Consider the following 17149-nt stretch of genomic DNA (forward strand, 5'->3'; position numbering starts at 1 on the left):
GGCCGGATGTTCCGGCCTCGCCGGCGTTTGAGGCGCGGGGTCTGGGGCGGAGCCCCAGGGCTGCCCGCCAGGGCAGCTGAACCCGGCTCAACCCGCCGCGCGCGGCAACCGGCGTTCCCACGTGCGGTGGAAGACCACCTCGTCGCCCTCCCGGCACACCACCTCGTTCGACGTCAGGAAGCCGCCCGCGTCGCACGCGATCTCCGACCGGGTCTCCACACGCGCGTCCCAGCCCAGTTCCGGCCGGTGCAACCGGATCCGCCACTCCGAGCGCGTCCGCGCCGACAGCGGGTCCCCGTCGGCGATCTCGTACTCCTCCACCGCGTCCTCGCCGTACTCCAGCCCGTCCGGGTACACCCGCGTGCCCCCGTACCGCGGGTCCACCTCCAGCCGCCACACCCCGCGCGCGACGTCCCGTACGACCAGCCGTTCCGGGCGCGGTTCGTCCAGCGTGGCCGGGAAGGACACGCCCAGGGGCTCCGACTGCTCCGGTGCCTCGAAGACGATCCCCTCGTCGGCGGGGGACGGTGCACGGACCGGGAGGGTCAGGACGCTGCCCGCCGGGTCCAGGGTCCAGCCCGCCTCGGAGCCGGCCCGCGGCCAGATCCACGGCCAGTACGCGGACGAGAGCGCGAGGCGGATGCGGTGCCCCGGCGGGAAGGAGTGCCCGATGCCGTTTAGCTCGAAGGTGACGTCCTCGTACGAGCCCACCGGCCACGGCACCGCCCTGTCCCGGCCCTGCCGGGCCGACAGGTTCAGCGCGCCCCGGGTGACCAGCGTCGAGGAGCCGTCGGGGGCGACGTCGCACAGCCGGGCCACGACCTGCCCGTACGGCACGTCCAGGCGGAGGCGGACCGTCACGGACGGCCGCCCGAGGATCTCCACCGGCTCCACGGGCTCGCCGGGAGACCCGCCGCCCACCGGGAACTCGAAGCACGCCGACTTCGCGTCCTCCTCCCGCTGGTCCGGCGGCAGGTCCGCGGCGTTGCCGAACGGGAAGAACCGGCCCGCGTCCAGCCCGGTGTGCTGCGGTGACGCCACGACCACCGGCGCGCCCTGGAGCCCGTACGGGACGGGGACGACGGAGGCCGAGGGCCAGCTCCGGTCGCCGACCCAGCGGCCGGGGAGTTCCTCGTACACGGTGGCCGGCGGGTGCGAGTCGCTGATCCAGGAGCGCAGCAGCGGCTCGGACATGACGCCGTTGTCCGCGCCCTTCAGCCAGTGGTCCCACCAGCGCAGGGTCTCCTGGAGGAAGCCGATCGCCGGGCCCGGCGGAAGCCCCCGGTCCGGGTACTGGTGCGACCACGGCCCGATCAGGCCCCGGACGCGCGACGAAGGCAGCGCGGAGACCAGTCGCAGCACGGTGTCCCGGTACGGGTCGTGCCAGCCGCCCACGGCGAGGACGGCCGCGCCGATCGCCGAGTAGTCCTCGCAGACGCTGCCGTGGCGCCAGTAGCCGTCACGGGTCTGGTGGGAGAGCCAGGTGTGGATCAGGGGTTCGACCGATTCCAGCCGGTCCAGCCACTGCTGCCGCCAGCCGTCGCCGACGAACTTCGGGTCCGGCGGGCGGGAGGCGAAGGCCAGCATGGTCGCCGCCCACGCGTGCATGTCGACGGCCAGCACCGAGCCGCCCATGTAGTGCACGTCGTTGTCGTAGCGGTCGTCCGTCGAGCAGACGGTGACGATCGCCTTCAGCGCTTCGGGGGCCAAGGCCGCGATCTGGAGGGAGTTGAAGCCGCCCCAGGAGATCCCGAACATCCCCACCGACCCCGTGCACCACGGCTGCGCCGCCAGCCACTGCACCACCGCGACCCCGTCGGCCAGTTCGCGGGCGTCGTACTCGTCGCCGGGACGGCCCCCGCTGCACCCGTGGCCGCGCACGTCCACCCGTACGGAGGCGTAGCCGTGGCCCGCGTACCAGGGATGGCGCTGCCAGTCGCGCGGCGCGGTCCAGTCGGTGAGCCGGTAGGGGAGGTACTCCAGCAGCGCCGGGACTGGCTCGTCCGTGACCGGGCGCCAGATCCGGGCGTACAGCTCGACTCCGTCGGGCAGCGGGATCCGGACGTCCTCGTGGGTGGTCTCGTACGGGAACTCGGTACGGATGATCATTCGACAACCACCTCAGTGAACCTCCGTGGACCTCAGTGGACGGGGTGCATCGTGCGCCGCAGCCACGGCGCGAGCGCGATCACGGCCAGGCCCGCCGCGACCGCGGCGGCGCCGTTCACGCCGAAGTACACGGGGTCGGACACCTCGCCGTAGAGCTTGACCAGCTGCGCCTGGATGCCGTTGGCCAGCGCCAGAGAGAGGAACCACAGCGCCATGGTCTGGCTGCTGAAGGCTTTGGGGGCGAGCTTGGTGGTGGCGGACATGCCCGAGGTCTCCAGCAGGATGTCGCCGAGGCCGAGCAGCAGGTACGAGCCGACGATCCACCAGGCGGCCATCTCGTAGGTGTCCGCGCCTTGCCCGGAGGTCGGGATCATCATCAGCAGGAAGGACAGGCCGCCCAGGATCACCCCGATGGCGATCTTGTTCGAGGAGTGCGGCTGGCGGCGGCCCATCCGGACCCACAGCGCGGCGACCACCGGGGCGAGCAGCACCTCGAAGGCGCCGAGCGCGGAGGCGTACCAGCTCGCCGGGAAGTGGAAGCCGAGGATCTCGGTGCGGGCGTTGGTCGAGGCCAGCAGCATCATCGTCGAGTAGGCCTGGAAGAGGATGAAGTTGAAGGCGACCGAGGCCAGGAAGAGGACCACGTACGGGCGAAGCCGGCCGCGCTCCTCGTCCGTCACTCGGGAGCTCCGGAACATGATCGCGAAGTAGACGACCGGGGCGATCACGGAGGCGAGGGTGAGCAGGTCGACGAAGCGGCCCATCGTCAGCCAACCGGTGACCGCCAGGAGGGTGGCGAGCACGACGAGGACGAGCCCGCTGCCGATGATCTTCGTCACGGTCGAGCGCATGGCGTCAGGGGCGAGGCCGAACTCCGCCGAGTGCTCGCGTCCGGCCAGGTGGCGGCGGCCGAGGACGTACTGGACCAGGCCCGCGGTCATGCCGACGGCCGCGGCGGAGAAGCCCCAGTGCCAGCCCTTGTGCTCGCCGAGCCAGCCGGTGATCAGGGGGCCGGCGAAGGCGCCGATGTTGATGCCCATGTAGTAGAGGGCGAAGCCGGCGTCGCGCCGCTCGTCGTCCGTCCGGTACAGCTTGCCGACCATGCCGGCCACGTTCGGCTTGAGCAGGCCGGTGCCCGCGCTGATCAGGCCGAGGCCCACCCAGGTCATGGCGGCGGTCGGCACGGCCATCGCGTAGTGGCCGCAGGCGATCAGGACGCCGCCCCACAACACGGCGCGGTACGAACCGAGGACGCGGTCGGCGAGCCACCCGCCCGCGACGGAGACGAGGTAGACCATGGTCCCGTACGCCGCCGAGACGGAGGCCGCGGTGCCCGGGTCCATACCCAGGCCGCCGTCGGCCACCGTGTCCGCGAAGTAGAGGACGAGGATGGCCTGCATGCCCAGGAACGAGAAGCGCTCCCAGATCTCCAGTCCGGAGAGCGTGGCGAGGCCCCGGGGGTGGCCGAGGAAGGCGTGGTCGTCGGGGGGCGGCGGCTGGTGGCCTGGCGGATCGGCGGGCTCGTCTATATCGGTCGCAGTTCTGGACAAAACGTATTCTCCGGTTGTTTCGGCTCCTCAAGAACATACCGGTGCGGTTCGGACAGTGCGCGTGTGTCGGCCGGACAGGCGCTCTCCGTGATCGAAAACAGACCCGATACGCTGGGTTGAGTGATGGCAGCGACACATCGACAATCCAGGTGATCGTCAGCGTGATCGTCAGCAGACAGGAGTACCCCTCGTGACCGTCGTCGGGCCGTTCGGACTGAGCGTGCGGGACCAGGCTCTTGAGACCGATGTCCAGGCCGGACTGGCCGCCGTCGAGGCGGGTCTGCTGGAAGCCACCAAGAGCGAAGTCCCCTTCATCACCGAAGCCGCACAGCACCTCGTGCGCGCCGGAGGCAAGCGCTTCCGGCCGCTGTTGGTGATGCTCGCCTCCCGCTTCGGCGATCCGTACGCGCCCGGGATCGTGCCCTCCGCCGTCGTTGTGGAGCTCACGCACCTCGCCACGCTCTACCACGACGACGTCATGGACGAGGCGGACGTGCGCCGCGGGGTGGACAGCGCCAACACCCGCTGGGGCAACTCGGTGGCCGTCCTGACGGGTGACTTCCTGTTCGCCCGCGCCTCGCACATCCTGGCCGACCTCGGCCCCGAGGCCGTGCGCATCCAGGCCGAGGCCTTCGAGCGGCTGGTGACGGGCCAGATCCTGGAGACGGCCGGCCCGCGCGACGGCCGCGACCCCGTCGCGCACTACCTCGACGTCATCGCCGGCAAGACCGGCTCGCTGATCGCCGTCTCCGGCCGCTTCGGCGCGCTGATGTCCGGTGCCGACGAGTCCGTCGTCGACATCCTGACCCAGTACGGCGAACGCCTCGGCACCGCCTTCCAGCTCGCCGACGACGTCCTCGACATCGCCTCCGACGCCCACGAGTCGGGCAAGACCCCGGGCACCGACCTGCGCGAGGGCATCCCGACCCTGCCCGTGCTGCGGCTGCGGGAGATGGCGGCCCAGGGTGGCGACCCGGCCGACCTGGAACTCGTACGACTCCTGGACGGCGACCTGACGGACGACGCGCGCCACGCCGAGGTGCTCACCCGACTGCGGGCGCACCCCGCCCTGGAGCAGGCCCGCCGCGACACCATCCGGTACGCGGAGGACGCGCGGGCCATGCTCGCGCCGCTGCCCGAGTGCTTCGCCAAGTCGGCGCTGGAGGAACTCTGCGACGCGGTGGTGCACCGCGCGGGCTAGGACGTGTCCTTCGTCTTCGGCAGTGGAACGGGCCCTTCCGCCCCGTCGACCCCTACGGGTCGGGGTGGAAGGGCCCTTCCCGTGTCATCCCACGGTCGTACGCACAGTTGCGTCCGGGGAGTGACGCCCCCGCCCCGCCGATTTGGTCAGATGGAGTCATCAACCCCACCAGATCGGGTGAGCGCGGCGACACGGGGGTCGCCGCCTTGGACACAGAGGGCAGGGCACTGACATGGCAGCGAACACGAACACTTCTCGCAAGATCGCTCGGTACGCCGTACCGGTGGCGGTGGCGGGTGTGGCCGCGGCGACCGTGGCGATGGTCCCGGCCTTCGCCAACGCCGGGGGGCCCGATCTGCCGAAGGTGACGGCGCAGCAGCTGATCGAGAAGATCGCCGCCTCGGACGTGCAGGAGCTGTCCGGCACCGCCAAGATCAGCACCGACCTGGGTCTGCCGAAGATCGCGACGGGGCTGCTCGGCGGGGGCGGCGTCGCGGGTGGCTCGGCCAACCCGGAGGACAAGGTCGCCCAGCTGGCGAACGGCACGCACACCTTCCGAGTCGCGGCCGACGGCCCGGACCGCCAGAAGCTGACCTTCCTCGACGGCAAGGACGAGTACAGCCTCATCCACAACGGCGACGACGTGTGGGGCTACGACTCCAAGTCGAACGAGGTCTTCCACGAGAAGGCCCCCCAGCCCGGTAAGGATGGCGACGCGGGCAAGGGCACCGAGCACAAGCCGGGCGACCGGCTCGCGGCCTCCCCGCAGCAGCTCGCCCAGGACGTCCTGAAGGCCGCCGGCCCGACCACCGACGTCAGCGTGGGCGAGACCGCGCAGGTGGCCGGCCGGGACGCCTACCAGCTGGTCCTCAAGCCCAAGCAGAGCGGCTCCACGGTCGGTTCGGTCCAGATCGCGGTCGACGCGAAGAACGGCGTGCCGCTGCGCGTGCAGCTGCTCTCCAGCCAGGGCGGCAAGCCGATCGTGGACGCGGGCTTCACCAAGGTGGACTTCGCCAAGCCGTCCGCCGACACCTTCAAGTTCACCGCGCCGAAGGGCGCCAAGGTGACCGAGGGCGCGGCCGAGGCCGGCAAGGCCGGGGAAGACGAGCACTGGAAGGCGCTGGACTCCTTCCCGGGCCTCGGCGGCCTGATGGACGGGGCGAACGGCAAGGACGGTGACGTGAAGGTGCTCGGCGAGGGCTGGGCGACCATCGCGCGCATCGACTCGGGCGCCGGCAAGGGCCTGAAGGAGCTGGAGAACGACAAGAACGCGCCGAAGGAGGCCAAGCAGTTCCTCAACTCCCTCGGCGACAAGGTCACCGGCTCGTTCGGTGAGGGCCGCGTCCTGTCGACCCGCCTGGTCAACGCCCTGATCACGGACGACGGCAAGGTCTACGTCGGCGCCGTCACGAAGGACGCGCTGGTGAAGGCTGCCGAAGCCAACAAGTAGCCCTATGTAGCCACGGTGTTCGAAGGGTGGGCCGGGACTGTGTCCCGGCCCACCCTTCTGCCGTTCCGCACGTGCGTACAGCGCACCCGCTGTACGGTGGTGGGATGTCGAGACACGTGACCATTCGCCTGGACGAAGAGTTCCATGAACGTCTGAAGGCGCGTGCGGCGGCGCTGGGGACCACGGTCACCGCGCTGATCACCGAGGTCACGGAACGCGAACTCGACGAGGACCGGAAGAACTTCCTCTCCGGCATCGAGGAGTTCGCAGACCACTGGGGCTACTTCCAGGAGCGGTTCGGCAATTGAAGATCACCATGGAGTGGGCGTGGACCGCTCTGGCTCACCACCTCCCGTCCGACCCCGCCGTGTGGGATCCCTCCGGGGTGGCCGCCGCGGTCGCCCGGCACCAGAACGACCTCGTCCTGGTCCCTGAACAGCCCGCCCCGGACACCGCGTGGCGGGCCGCCGCGTTTCTGCACACCCTCGCGGTGTGCCCGGCGCTGGAATCCCCGATGAACGAGTTCTACGCGGCCGCGGCGACGCGCTCGTACCTGCGCGTCGCCGGGGCCAAGCAGCTGCCCTCGCCGGAGGAGCTCGGCGATCTGGTGGAGGCGGCGAAACTGGGTCGGGCGGACGTCGCGGCGGTGGCGCGGGAGCTCCGGGCCCGCATCGAGGAACCCTTGTCGGCCTCGATACGGGCGGCGGCGGAGGACGCGTAACCGCAGCGCGGAGGACGCTTAGCCGCAGCGCGGAGGACCCGTGGCCGCAGCGCGGAGGCCCCGGCGCGATCCGAGGGGATCGCACCGGGGCCCGGGGTGTCGTGCCGTGGAGCCGCGGACTAGAAGGTGATCTTCCAGCTGTTGATGTAGCCGACGTCCTGCCCGGCCAGGTCCTTGGCCTGCAGCTTCCAGACCCCGTTCGCGACCTCGCTGGAGGCGTTCACGGTGTACGTCTGGACGAGGTTGTCGGCGCTGCCGCCGCTGCGGTTGTGCAGGTTGTAGACCGTGCCGTCCGGGGCGACCAGGTCGACCACCAGGTCACCGCGGTAGGTGTGGACGATGTTCACGTCGACCTTGGTGGTGGTGGGCGCGTTGCCCGTGACGCCCGAGACCGTGATCGGCGAGGTCACCGCGGCGCCGGGCGAGTCCGGGATGTTCACGTCCGTCGTGTTCTCGAAGGACGGGCCGGGCGGGACCACGACGGCCGTGCCGAGGGTCCAGATCGCGTAGGCGACGGCGTCCGAGTTGCGGTCCAGGGCGGTGTCGTTGATGTTCGCCGTGTTGTCGCAGGAGGAGTGGTAGCAGCGGTCGAAGGCCTGACCGGAGGTGCCGCCCCACTTCTGCGCCTGGGCCGCCGTCTTGGTGTTGCTTGCGCCGGTGAACAGGCCGCCGACGGGGATGCCCACGTTCTTGAACGAGGCGTGGTCGGAGCGGCCGTCGCCCTCGGTCTCGATCTCGGTCGGGACGCCGAGGCCCGCGAAGTAGTTCTTGAAGGTCTGCTCGATCGTCGGGTCGTCGTCGTAGACGAAGTAGCCCGGGTTCGGCGAGCCGATCATGTCGAAGTTCAGGTACCCGGAGAACTTCGCGCGCTCGGCGGTCGGCAGCTGGTTGACGTAGTACTTCGAGCCGACCAGGCCCAGCTCCTCCGCGCCCCACCAGCCGAAGCGCAGGTGCTTCGTGGGCTGGAGCTGCGCGCGGGACACGGCGAGGGCGGTTTCCAGGACGGCCGCGCTGCCGGAGCCGTTGTCGTTGATGCCCGCGCCCGAGGACACCGAGTCCAGGTGCGCGCCGGCCATCAGGACCGAGTTCGGGTCGCCGCCGGGCCAGTCGGCTATCAGGTTGTAGCCGGTGGCGCCGCTGGAGGTGAAGGTCTGCAGGGTGGTGGAGAAACCGGCCGCGTCGAGCTTGGCCTTCACGTAGTCGATCGACGCCTTGTAACCGGTCCGGCCGTGGGCCCGGTTCCCGCCGTTGTTCGCGGCGATGGTCGAGAGCTGCGACAGGTGGGCCTTGACGTTGGCCAGCGGGATGTCGGGCGGCGTCGGGGCCGCGGTGACCGCCGTGGGGGCGGCGAGCGCGGCGGGGGCGGTGGCGGCGAACAGGCCCGCGACCGCGAGGGCGGTCACGGCAGCAAGGCGCCGGGAGACGGACAGGCTCATGTGGGGGCTCCGGGATTCCGCGGGGATGAAACGGAACGAGCGGTATCGAGCGGGTGAGCGTTAGTGCGTCAGTGCGAGCCTGATGTTCAGCGAGAGTGTGACTGTCCGTCAAGACCACAATTCGGTCAGGGTAGTTCGGAAAACGGACGATCCCCGGTACGAGAGTTTCGTACCTGGGGGCACCGCCCAGCGGTAGCTGGGGGAGGATCGTGAGACCGGGGATGCGCGGTGGTGCGCCGCGATGCGGAGCGTTACGCCGGTTCGCGCGCCGGAGCCGTGACGGCGACGGGCACGGCCGCGAGCGCGGCCCGCGAGCGCCGCGCCGTACGCAGCGCGTCCCAGGTCAGGAGGGTGAGCGCGGCCCAGACGAGGGAGAAGCCCACCCAGCGCTCGGGCGGCATGGCCTCGTGGAAGTACAGGACGCCGAGCCCGAACTGGAACACGGGCGCCATGTACTGGAGCAGCCCGAGGGTGGACAGCGGCACCCGGATCGCGGCGGCCCCGAAGAACACCAGCGGGATCGCGGTGACCAGGCCGGTCGAGGCGAGCAGCGCGGAGTGCGCCGGCCCCTCCGTCACGAAGGTGGACCGCCCCTGGGTGCCGAGCCACAGCAGGTAGCCGAGGGCGGGCAGGAACAGAACGGCGGTCTCGGCGGTCAGCGACTCCAGGCCCCCCATGTTGAGCTTCTTCTTGATCAGCCCGTACGTCGCGAAGGAGAAGGCCAGGACCAGCGAGATCCACGGCGGCCGGCCGTACCCGACGGCGAGGACGAGGACGGCGACGAAGGTGATGCCGACCGCCACCCACTGCGCGCGGCGCAGCCGCTCGCCGAGCAGCAGTACGCCCATGGCGATGCTGACCAGCGGATTGATGAAGTAGCCGAGGCTCGCCTCGACCACGTGCCCGTTGTTGACGGACCAGATGTACAGGCCCCAGTTCACGCTGATCACCGAGGCGGCCAGCGTGGTCAGGCCGAGCTTGCGGGGATCGCGGACGAGCTCCCGTATCCAGCCCCAGCGGCGCAGCGCGAGCAGCGCCAGCCCCACGACGGCCAGGGACCACACCATGCGGTGGGCGAGGATCTCGATCGCCCCGGAAGGCTTGAGGAACGGCCAGAAGAGGGGGACGAGCCCCCACATTCCGTACGCACCGAATCCGTAGAGCAAACCCGTGCGCTGCTCGTTCTGTGCCTCCACGGGCCCTCCTGTACGACTTTTCGGCCAATCTCACGACGGTAGCGCCGTGGGGGCCCGATGTCATGCCCGTTACGGGGAGATACTCATGACATTGTCGTGACGACGTGGCGAAGCCCGGACCTCCTGGGCGGGAGATCCGGGCTTCGTGGGGGTCCGGGAGGGTCCGGCAGGGGCTGATCAGCCGACGACGGTCCAGGTGTCGTTGCCGGTCAGCAGGGCGCCGAGGTCGCCCTTGCCCTTCTGGTCGATGGCCGTGTCGAGCTGGTCGGCCATGAGCGTGTCGTAGACGGGCCGCTCGACGCTGCGGAAGACCCCGATGGGGGTCTGGTGCAGGGTGTCGGGATCGGCGAGGCGGGACAGCGCGAAGGCGGTGGTGGGGCCGGCGGCGTGCGCGTCGTGGACCAGGACGCTCGACTCGTTCGCAGGGGTGACCTCGACGACCTGCAACTCGCCGGTGGCCTGGTCGCGGACGACCCCCTTGTGCCCGTCGACACCGAAGCGGATCGGCTGCCCGTGCTCCAGCCGGATCACCGCCTCAGCGGCCTGGTCGTTGTCCTTGAGGACCTCGAAGGCGCCGTCGTTGAAGATGTTGCAGTTCTGGTAGATCTCCACCAGCGCCGTGCCCTGGTGGTCGGCGGCCTGCCGCAGCACCTCGGTGAGGTGCTTGCGGTCGGAGTCCACCGTCCGCGCCACGAAGGAGGCCTCGGCGCCGAGGGCGAGGGAGACCGGGTTGAAGGGCGCGTCCAGCGAACCCATCGGCGTGGACTTTGTGATCTTGCCGATCTCGGAGGTGGGGGAGTACTGGCCCTTGGTCAGGCCGTAGATCCGGTTGTTGAACAGCAGGATCTTCAGGTTGACGTTCCGCCGCAGGGCGTGGATGAGGTGGTTGCCGCCGATGGACAGCGCGTCGCCGTCACCCGTGACGACCCAGACGGACAGGTCGCGCCGCGAGGTGGCCAGGCCGGTGGCGATGGCGGGGGCGCGGCCGTGGATCGAGTGCATCCCGTACGTGTTCATGTAGTACGGGAAGCGCGAGGAGCAGCCGATTCCGGAGACGAAGACGATGTTCTCCTTCGCCAGCCCCAGCTCCGGCATGAAGCCCTGGACGGCGGCGAGCACGGCGTAGTCCCCGCAGCCGGGGCACCAGCGGACCTCCTGGTCCGACTTGAAGTCCTTGGCCGACTGCTTGGCCTCGGCCTTCGGGACCAGCGAGAGCAGCTTGGGGGCGTCGGTCACCTCAGTCATTGATGGCCTCCTTCAGAACCTTCGCGAGCTGCTCGGCCTTGAACGGCATTCCGTTGACCTGGTTGTACGACTGGGCGTCGACCAGGTATTTCGCCCGGATCAGGGTGGCGAGCTGCCCGAGGTTCATCTCCGGCACCACTACCTTCTCGTAACGCTCCAGGACCTCGCCGAGATTCCTGGGGAAGGGGTTCAGGTGGCGCAGGTGGGCCTGGGCGACGGGGATGCCGGCGATCCGCAGCCGGCGGACGGCGGCGGTGATCGGGCCGTACGTGGAGCCCCAGCCGATGACCAGGGTGCGCGCCTGGTCGGGGTCGTCGACCTCCAGGTCGGGGACCTCGATCCCGTCGATCTTGGCCTGCCGGGTACGGACCATGAGGTCGTGGTTGGCGGGGTCGTACGAGATGTTGCCGGTGCCGTCCTGCTTCTCGATGCCGCCGATGCGGTGTTCGAGGCCGGGGGTGCCCGGGACGGCCCACGGGCGGGCCAGCGTCTCGGGGTCCCGCTTGTAGGGCCAGAACACCTCGGTGCCGTCGGCCAGTTCGTGGTTGGGAGCGGTGGCGAATCGGACCGTCAGGTCGGGCAGGTCCGTGACCTCGGGGATCTTCCACGGCTCGGAGCCGTTGGCGAGGTAGCCGTCGGAGAGCAGGAAGACCGGCGTCCGGTAGGTGAGCGCGATCCGGGCCGCGTCGAGGGCGGCGTCGAAGCAGTCCGCGGGGGTCTTCGGGGCGACGATCGGCACCGGGGCCTCGCCGTTGCGCCCGTACATGGCCTGGAGCAGGTCGGCCTGCTCGGTCTTGGTCGGCAGACCGGTGGAGGGGCCGCCGCGCTGGATGTCCACGATCAGCAGTGGCAGCTCCAGCGAGACCGCCAGGCCGATCGTCTCGGACTTCAGCGCCACGCCGGGTCCCGAGGTGGTGGTCACCCCGAGGGCCCCGCCGAAGGCCGCGCCGAGCGCCGCGCCGATGCCGGCGATCTCGTCCTCGGCCTGGAAGGTCCGCACGCCGAAGTTCTTGTGCTTGGACAGCTCGTGCAGGATGTCCGAGGCCGGAGTGATGGGGTACGAGCCCAGGTAAAGCGGCAGATCGGCCTGCCGGGCCGCGGCGATCAGCCCGTAGGAGAGGGCCAGGTTCCCGGAGATGTTCCGGTAGGTGCCGGTCGGGAAGGCCTTGGTCGCGGGCGCGACCTCGTAGGAGACCGCGAAGTCTTCCGTCGTCTCCCCGAAGTTCCAGCCGGCCCGGAAGGCGACGATGTTCGCCTCGGCGATCTCCGGCTTCTTCGCGAACTTCGACCGCAGGAAGTTCTCGGTGCCCTCGGTCGGCCGGTGGTACATCCACGACAGCAGACCCAGCGCGAACATGTTCTTGCTGCGCTCGGCCTCCTTGCGGGAGAGCCCGAAGTCCTTCAGCGCCTCCACCGTCAGCGTCGTCAGCGGGACGGGGTGGATGTTGTAGGCGGAGAGCGAGCCGTCTTCCAGCGGGGAGGTCTCGTAGCCGACCTTCGCCATCGGGCGCTTGGTGAACTCATCGGTGTTGATGATGATCTCCGCGCCGCGCGGCACGTCGCCGATGTTCGCCTTGAGGGCGGCCGGGTTCATCGCGACCAGCACGTTCGGGGCGTCGCCGGGCGTGAGGATGTCGTGGTCCGCGAAGTGCAGCTGGAACGACGACACGCCGGGCAGGGTTCCGGCAGGGGCCCGGATCTCGGCGGGGAAGTTCGGCAGCGTGGAGAGGTCGTTGCCGAACGACGCGGTCTCCGAGGTGAAGCGGTCACCGGTGAGCTGCATACCGTCACCGGAGTCACCCGCGAAGCGGATGATCACGCGATCGAGACGGCGTACTTCCTTGCCGCCCGGGCTCGGCGGGGTGCGCTGTCCACCGACAACCGCACCCCCAGCCCCGTCGGCCTGTTCGGCTGGGCTGCTGACCTGGCTGGTCACTGAACTGGACCTCCTTCGAGGCGTGGGCTCCCCCACAGACCCCACCCTACGTCCGTCAGGGTGCAGTCCCGGGGAGCGACCACATTCTGGACCGTCGGGCCGCCCCTTGAGACGGCGCACGACCGGTATGCCGAAACTGCGAGGACTGCCATATCTGCCACATCTGACAGAGTGTCAGTCGATCAAGATTTCAGGTAGGTGAGAACGGCCAGTACGCGCCGGTGATCCCCGTCACTCGGGGACAGACCGAGCTTCATGAAGATGTTGCTGACGTGCTTCTCGACCGCTCCGTCACTCACGACGAGCTGCTTGGCCACGGCCGAATTCGTCCGGCCCTCGGCCATCAACCCGAGCACCTCGCGTTCCCGCGGGGTCAGCCCCGCCAGCACGTCCTGCTTCCGGCTGCGGCCCAGCAGCTGCGCGACGACCTCCGGGTCCAGGGCGGTACCGCCCCGGGCCACCCGCACCACCGCGTCGAGGAACTCCCGCACGTCGGCCACCCGGTCCTTGAGCAGATAGCCCACCCCGGTGGTGGAACCGGCCAGCAGTTCGGTGGCGTACTGCTCCTCCACGTACTGCGACAGCACGAGCACGCCTATCCCGGGGTGATCGCGCCGCAGCCGTACGGCCGCCCGTACGCCCTCGTCGGTGTGCGTCGGCGGCATCCGCACGTCGGCCACCACCACGTCGGGCAGCGCGTCCTCCGCCGCCAGGTCCGCCACCGTCTTGATCAGGGCCTCCGCGTCCCCGACGCCCGCCACGACGTCATGCCCCCGGTCGGTCAGCAGCCGGGTCAGCCCCTCGCGCAGCAGCACTGAATCCTCGGCGATGACCACCCGCACCCTGTCTTCCACGATTCAGCTGCTCCCGCGTCCACTCGTTCCCGCAACTCCCTGACTCGGCCAAGCATCCCAGCCCAGGCACCGGATCAGGGCTAGACCCGAGACAACGAGCGGCCCCCGGGGGACAGTTTTCGGCCCCGGCCCCATTCCCGCCCGGCCCGGCCGGCTCGGCGCCGCCGGGCGAAATCCAGCCCCCGCCGGCGCTTGAGGCCCGGGGGTCCGGGGGCGGAGCCCCCAGCTGCCCAGGGCGCAGCCTGCCCCGACCAGATCGGCGCCGCCGGGCGAAATCCACCCCGCACGAAACCCAGCCCCGCCGGCGTTTGAGGCGCGGGGGTCCGGGGGCGGAGCCCCCAGGAAGCGGCGCGGCACCCGCCCGTGCACCTTCCAGCCCCGCCGGCGCTTGAGGCGTGGGGTCCGGGGACGGAGCCCCAGGAGACGGAGACGGCGCGGCACCCGTCACGCGAGCGGGACTCCCGCCCACCTGGACGGGAGTCCCGAAAGAACGGCAAGCCCCCCCTAGCCGCGCCCGCGCCACGGCAACTCCGCCGTGACCACCGTCCCCCCATCCGCAGGGGAGTCCACCACCAGCACACCGTCCACCGCGTCCAGCCGCTCCGAGAGCCCGGCCAACCCCGCCCCCTCGGCCACCCCCGCCCCGCCCCGGCCGTCATCGCAGACCTGGATCAGCAGCCGTTCCCCGGACTTCCACACGTCCACGCTCGCGCCCCGCGCCCCCGCCCCCGCGTGCTTGCTGACGTTCTGCAGCAGCTCCGACACCACGAAGTACGCGATCCCCTCGATCGCCTCCGCCGGCCGCTGCTCCGCCGGGAGGTCCACCGCCACCTTCACCGGTACCACGCACCGCGTCGCCACCGAAGACAGTGCCGCGTCCAGCCCCCGGTCGGTCAGCACCGCCGGGTGGATCCCGCGGGCCAGGTCCCGCAGCTCCTGGAGGGCGATCTTCACTTCCCCGTGCGCCTCGTCGACCATCCGCGCAGCCGCCCGCGGGTCCTCCGCGAGCTTCTCCTTCGCCAGCCCCAGATCCATGGCCAGCGCGACCAGCCGCGCCTGTGCCCCGTCGTGCAGGTCCCGCTCGATGCGCCGCAGGTCCGCCGCGGCCGTGTCCACCACGACCCCCCGGTCGGACTCCAGCTCGGTCACGCGGTGGTCCAGACGGGACGGCCCGAGCAGCCCGGCCACCAGGACCCGGTCCACGGTGGTCAGGGCCCGGATCACCCACGGCGTCGCCAGGGTGACGGCCAGCCCGAAGAGGAAGGCGAAAGCGATCCCGCCGGGCGAGTCGAGCGTGAAGGAGAAGAGCACCAGGCCCGGCTCCTCGGTGTAGGCCGGGAGGGTCCAGAACCAGAGCGGGTACAGCAGGAAGGCCCACCCGCACGCCCAGAACGTCAGTGCCAGGCAGAAGCCGAACACCGCCCACGGGAGCTGGACCACGGAGTACAGCACGTGCCGCCAGGCGCTCCCGCTCTTGAGCAGTGCCCCCATGGCGGCGATGGGTCCGCTCTTCCGGGCCCGGATGGGCGCCGGCGGGGCGATGTCCACCCCCAGCAGGTGCCGCACCCGGGCCCGCTCCAGGTGCCCGAAGCCGCGGCACATGGCGAGTACGCCGGCGAGGACAGGGACGCCGAGGAAGGTGACGAGCAGTCCGGCGCCGAGGCTCACACCGGTGATGGCGAGCGAGAAGTACAAGATGCTCAGCGGCAGCCCGACCAGCAGGTACGCGAACTCCCGCCAGGCCCGCCCCGCGACGGGGGCCCGCAGGACCGCCCCGATGACCTTGCCGTTGCCCATGATCCCGACCCGCCCTTTCCCGTCCGCCGTGTTCCCCTCCACCCTGCCGCCCGCCCCGCCCCCCAACCATGCGGCGAGTCGGCCTCTCGACAGGGGGGTTAACCCCACCCCGCGAACCAGGCCCGGGCGAAATCCAGCCCGGACGAAATCCAGCCCCGCCGGCGTTTGAGGCGCGGGGGTCCGGGGGCGGAGCCCCCAGGAAGCGGCGCGGCACCCGCCCGTGCACCTTCCAGCCCCGCCGGCGCTTGAGGCGTGGGGTCCGGGGACGGAGCCCCAGGAGACGGAGACGGCGCGGCGCCCGACACGCGAGCGGGCCCCCCGCCCACCCGGACGGGAGTCCCGAAAGAACGGCAAGCCCCCCTAGCCGCGCCCGCGCCACGGCAACTCCGCCGTGACCACCGTCCCCTCCCCCTCGGGAGAGTCCACCACCAGCACCCCGTCCACCGCCCCCAACCGCTCCGAGAGCCCCGCCAGCCCCGACCCCCGGGAGACGTCCGCCCCGCCGCGCCCGTCATCGGACACCCGGATCAGCAGCCGCTCCCCCGCCCGCCACACCTCCACGCTCGCGCCCCGCGCAGCCGGTCCCGCGTGCTTGCTGACGTTCTGCAGCAGCTCCGACACCACGAAGTACGCGATCCCCTCGATCGCCTCCGCCGGCCGCTGCTCCGTCGGCAGGTCCACCGCCACCTTCACCGGCACCACGCACCGCGTCGCCACCGAAGACAGCGCCGCGTCCAGCCCCCGGTCGGTCAGCACCGCCGGGTGGATCCCGCGGGCCAGGTCCCGCAGCTCCTGGAGCGCCAGCTTCACCTCACCGTGCGCCTCGTCGACCATCGCCGCCGCCCCCTCCGGGTCCTCCAGCAGCTTCTCCTTCGCCAGGCCCAGCCCCATCGCCAGCGCGACCAGCCGCGCCTGCGCCCCGTCGTGCAGGTCCCGCTCGATGCGCCGCAGGTCCGCCGCGGCCGTGTCGACGACGACCCCCCGGTCGGACTCCAGCTCCGCGATCCGCCGCTCCAGCTCGTCGACGGGCGACAGCAGCCCCCGCACCATCGCGCGGTCCACGTTCGCCAGCCAGCGCACCACGTACGGCAGCACCGGCCACAGCACGAACAGTCCGACGAGCGATACCGTGATGGTGAGCACCCCCCAGGGCAGCCGGATCAGCTGGTACAGCACCGTCCGCCAGCCGACCGGGTCCTTGATGCTCGTCCAAAGCCAGGGGAAGAATCCGCCGGACCGCTTCGGTCCGGGGATCGGGGTCGGCTCGTCGACCCGTACGCCCAGCAGCGCGCGGGCGCGAGCGCGGTCCATCCGTCCCAATTGCCGAGACAAATAGAGGCCGCCTGCGAGCAGCGGAATTCCGATCGCCGTCACGGACAGGACCCCCGTCCCGGCGACCATGACAACCGTGTAAACGAATCCGACGATCGCCACCGGCAAATTGGTCACCAAATGGGCGATCTCCTTCCACGTCACGGCGCTGAAGACGGCCCGTACGGGGGGAGGCTGATCGTTGTCGGGGGTGTCACGGCTCGTGGTCATGAGCCACAGCCTGCCAAGCGGGCCCCACTGATGCCATGGGGTGGCCGGGGTGCTGTGAACGGGGGATAACCCCACCCTGTGTGAGGCAGGCCCTAGACTCCCGTGCGTACCA

At 70.8% G+C, this 17149-nt stretch carries 13 protein-coding genes; 4 read left to right on the forward strand and 9 right to left on the reverse strand.

What is annotated here, in order from left to right; all coding sequences use genetic code 11:
* Positions 1–87: 87 nt before the first annotated feature.
* Positions 88–2109 (reverse strand): CocE/NonD family hydrolase, encoded by a 2022-nt coding sequence (locus ACFV9H_RS32145; protein ID WP_385405206.1) that lies wholly within the window; start codon positions 2107–2109, stop codon positions 88–90.
* Positions 2110–2141: 32 nt separating this feature from the next.
* Entirely contained in the window at positions 2142–3659 is a 1518-nt protein-coding gene (locus ACFV9H_RS32150) for a peptide MFS transporter (protein ID WP_385405207.1), read from the reverse strand.
* Positions 3660–3849: 190 nt separating this feature from the next.
* Here ACFV9H_RS32150 and ACFV9H_RS32155 point away from each other — a divergent pair, with 190 nt between their 5' ends.
* The 4 genes from ACFV9H_RS32155 to ACFV9H_RS32170 all read left to right on the forward strand — a co-directional run bounded on the left by ACFV9H_RS32155 (position 3850) and on the right by ACFV9H_RS32170 (position 7031).
* On the forward strand, positions 3850–4860 hold the full coding sequence (locus ACFV9H_RS32155) for a polyprenyl synthetase family protein (RefSeq protein ID WP_385405209.1): 1011 nt from the start codon (positions 3850–3852) through the stop codon (positions 4858–4860).
* 232 nt (positions 4861–5092) lie between these two features.
* A complete protein-coding gene (locus ACFV9H_RS32160; protein WP_385405212.1) occupies positions 5093–6310 on the forward strand; it encodes an outer membrane lipoprotein carrier protein LolA in 1218 nt (405 codons plus the stop codon).
* A 104-nt stretch (positions 6311–6414) separates the two neighbouring features.
* Positions 6415–6618 (forward strand): ribbon-helix-helix domain-containing protein, encoded by a 204-nt coding sequence (locus tag ACFV9H_RS32165; protein ID WP_225884906.1) that lies wholly within the window; start codon positions 6415–6417, stop codon positions 6616–6618.
* Entirely contained in the window at positions 6615–7031 is a 417-nt protein-coding gene (locus ACFV9H_RS32170) for a hypothetical protein (RefSeq protein WP_385405215.1), read from the forward strand. The genes ACFV9H_RS32165 and ACFV9H_RS32170 overlap by 4 nt, the downstream gene beginning before the upstream one ends.
* 119 nt (positions 7032–7150) lie before the next feature.
* On the opposite strand, the gene ACFV9H_RS32175 is transcribed toward ACFV9H_RS32170, so the two are convergent.
* From ACFV9H_RS32175 to ACFV9H_RS32205, 7 genes are all read right to left on the reverse strand, one after another.
* Entirely contained in the window at positions 7151–8467 is a 1317-nt protein-coding gene (locus tag ACFV9H_RS32175) for a M28 family metallopeptidase (protein WP_385405217.1), read from the reverse strand.
* A gap of 251 nt (positions 8468–8718) precedes the next feature.
* Positions 8719–9663, reverse strand: coding sequence for an EamA family transporter RarD (gene rarD / locus ACFV9H_RS32180; protein WP_385405220.1), 945 nt, complete (start codon positions 9661–9663; stop codon positions 8719–8721).
* 177 nt (positions 9664–9840) lie between these two features.
* Positions 9841–10908, reverse strand: coding sequence for a 2-oxoacid:ferredoxin oxidoreductase subunit beta (locus tag ACFV9H_RS32185; protein WP_385405222.1), 1068 nt, complete (start codon positions 10906–10908; stop codon positions 9841–9843).
* Positions 10901–12844 (reverse strand): 2-oxoacid:acceptor oxidoreductase subunit alpha, encoded by a 1944-nt coding sequence (locus tag ACFV9H_RS32190; protein WP_385405224.1) that lies wholly within the window; start codon positions 12842–12844, stop codon positions 10901–10903. Before ACFV9H_RS32190 ends, ACFV9H_RS32185 begins: the two co-directional genes overlap by 8 nt.
* 182 nt (positions 12845–13026) lie before the next feature.
* Positions 13027–13686, reverse strand: coding sequence for a LuxR C-terminal-related transcriptional regulator (locus ACFV9H_RS32195; RefSeq protein WP_385405277.1), 660 nt, complete (start codon positions 13684–13686; stop codon positions 13027–13029).
* Positions 13687–14202: 516 nt separating this feature from the next.
* Positions 14203–15495 (reverse strand): sensor histidine kinase, encoded by a 1293-nt coding sequence (locus ACFV9H_RS32200; RefSeq protein ID WP_385405226.1) that lies wholly within the window; start codon positions 15493–15495, stop codon positions 14203–14205.
* A 360-nt stretch (positions 15496–15855) separates the two neighbouring features.
* On the reverse strand, positions 15856–17037 hold the full coding sequence (locus ACFV9H_RS32205) for a sensor histidine kinase (protein WP_385405228.1): 1182 nt from the start codon (positions 17035–17037) through the stop codon (positions 15856–15858).
* Positions 17038–17149: the final 112 nt, after the last annotated feature.

It is taken from the genome of Streptomyces sp. NPDC059874 (genome assembly GCF_042731135.1).
Lineage (GTDB): Bacteria > Actinomycetota > Actinomycetes > Streptomycetales > Streptomycetaceae > Streptomyces.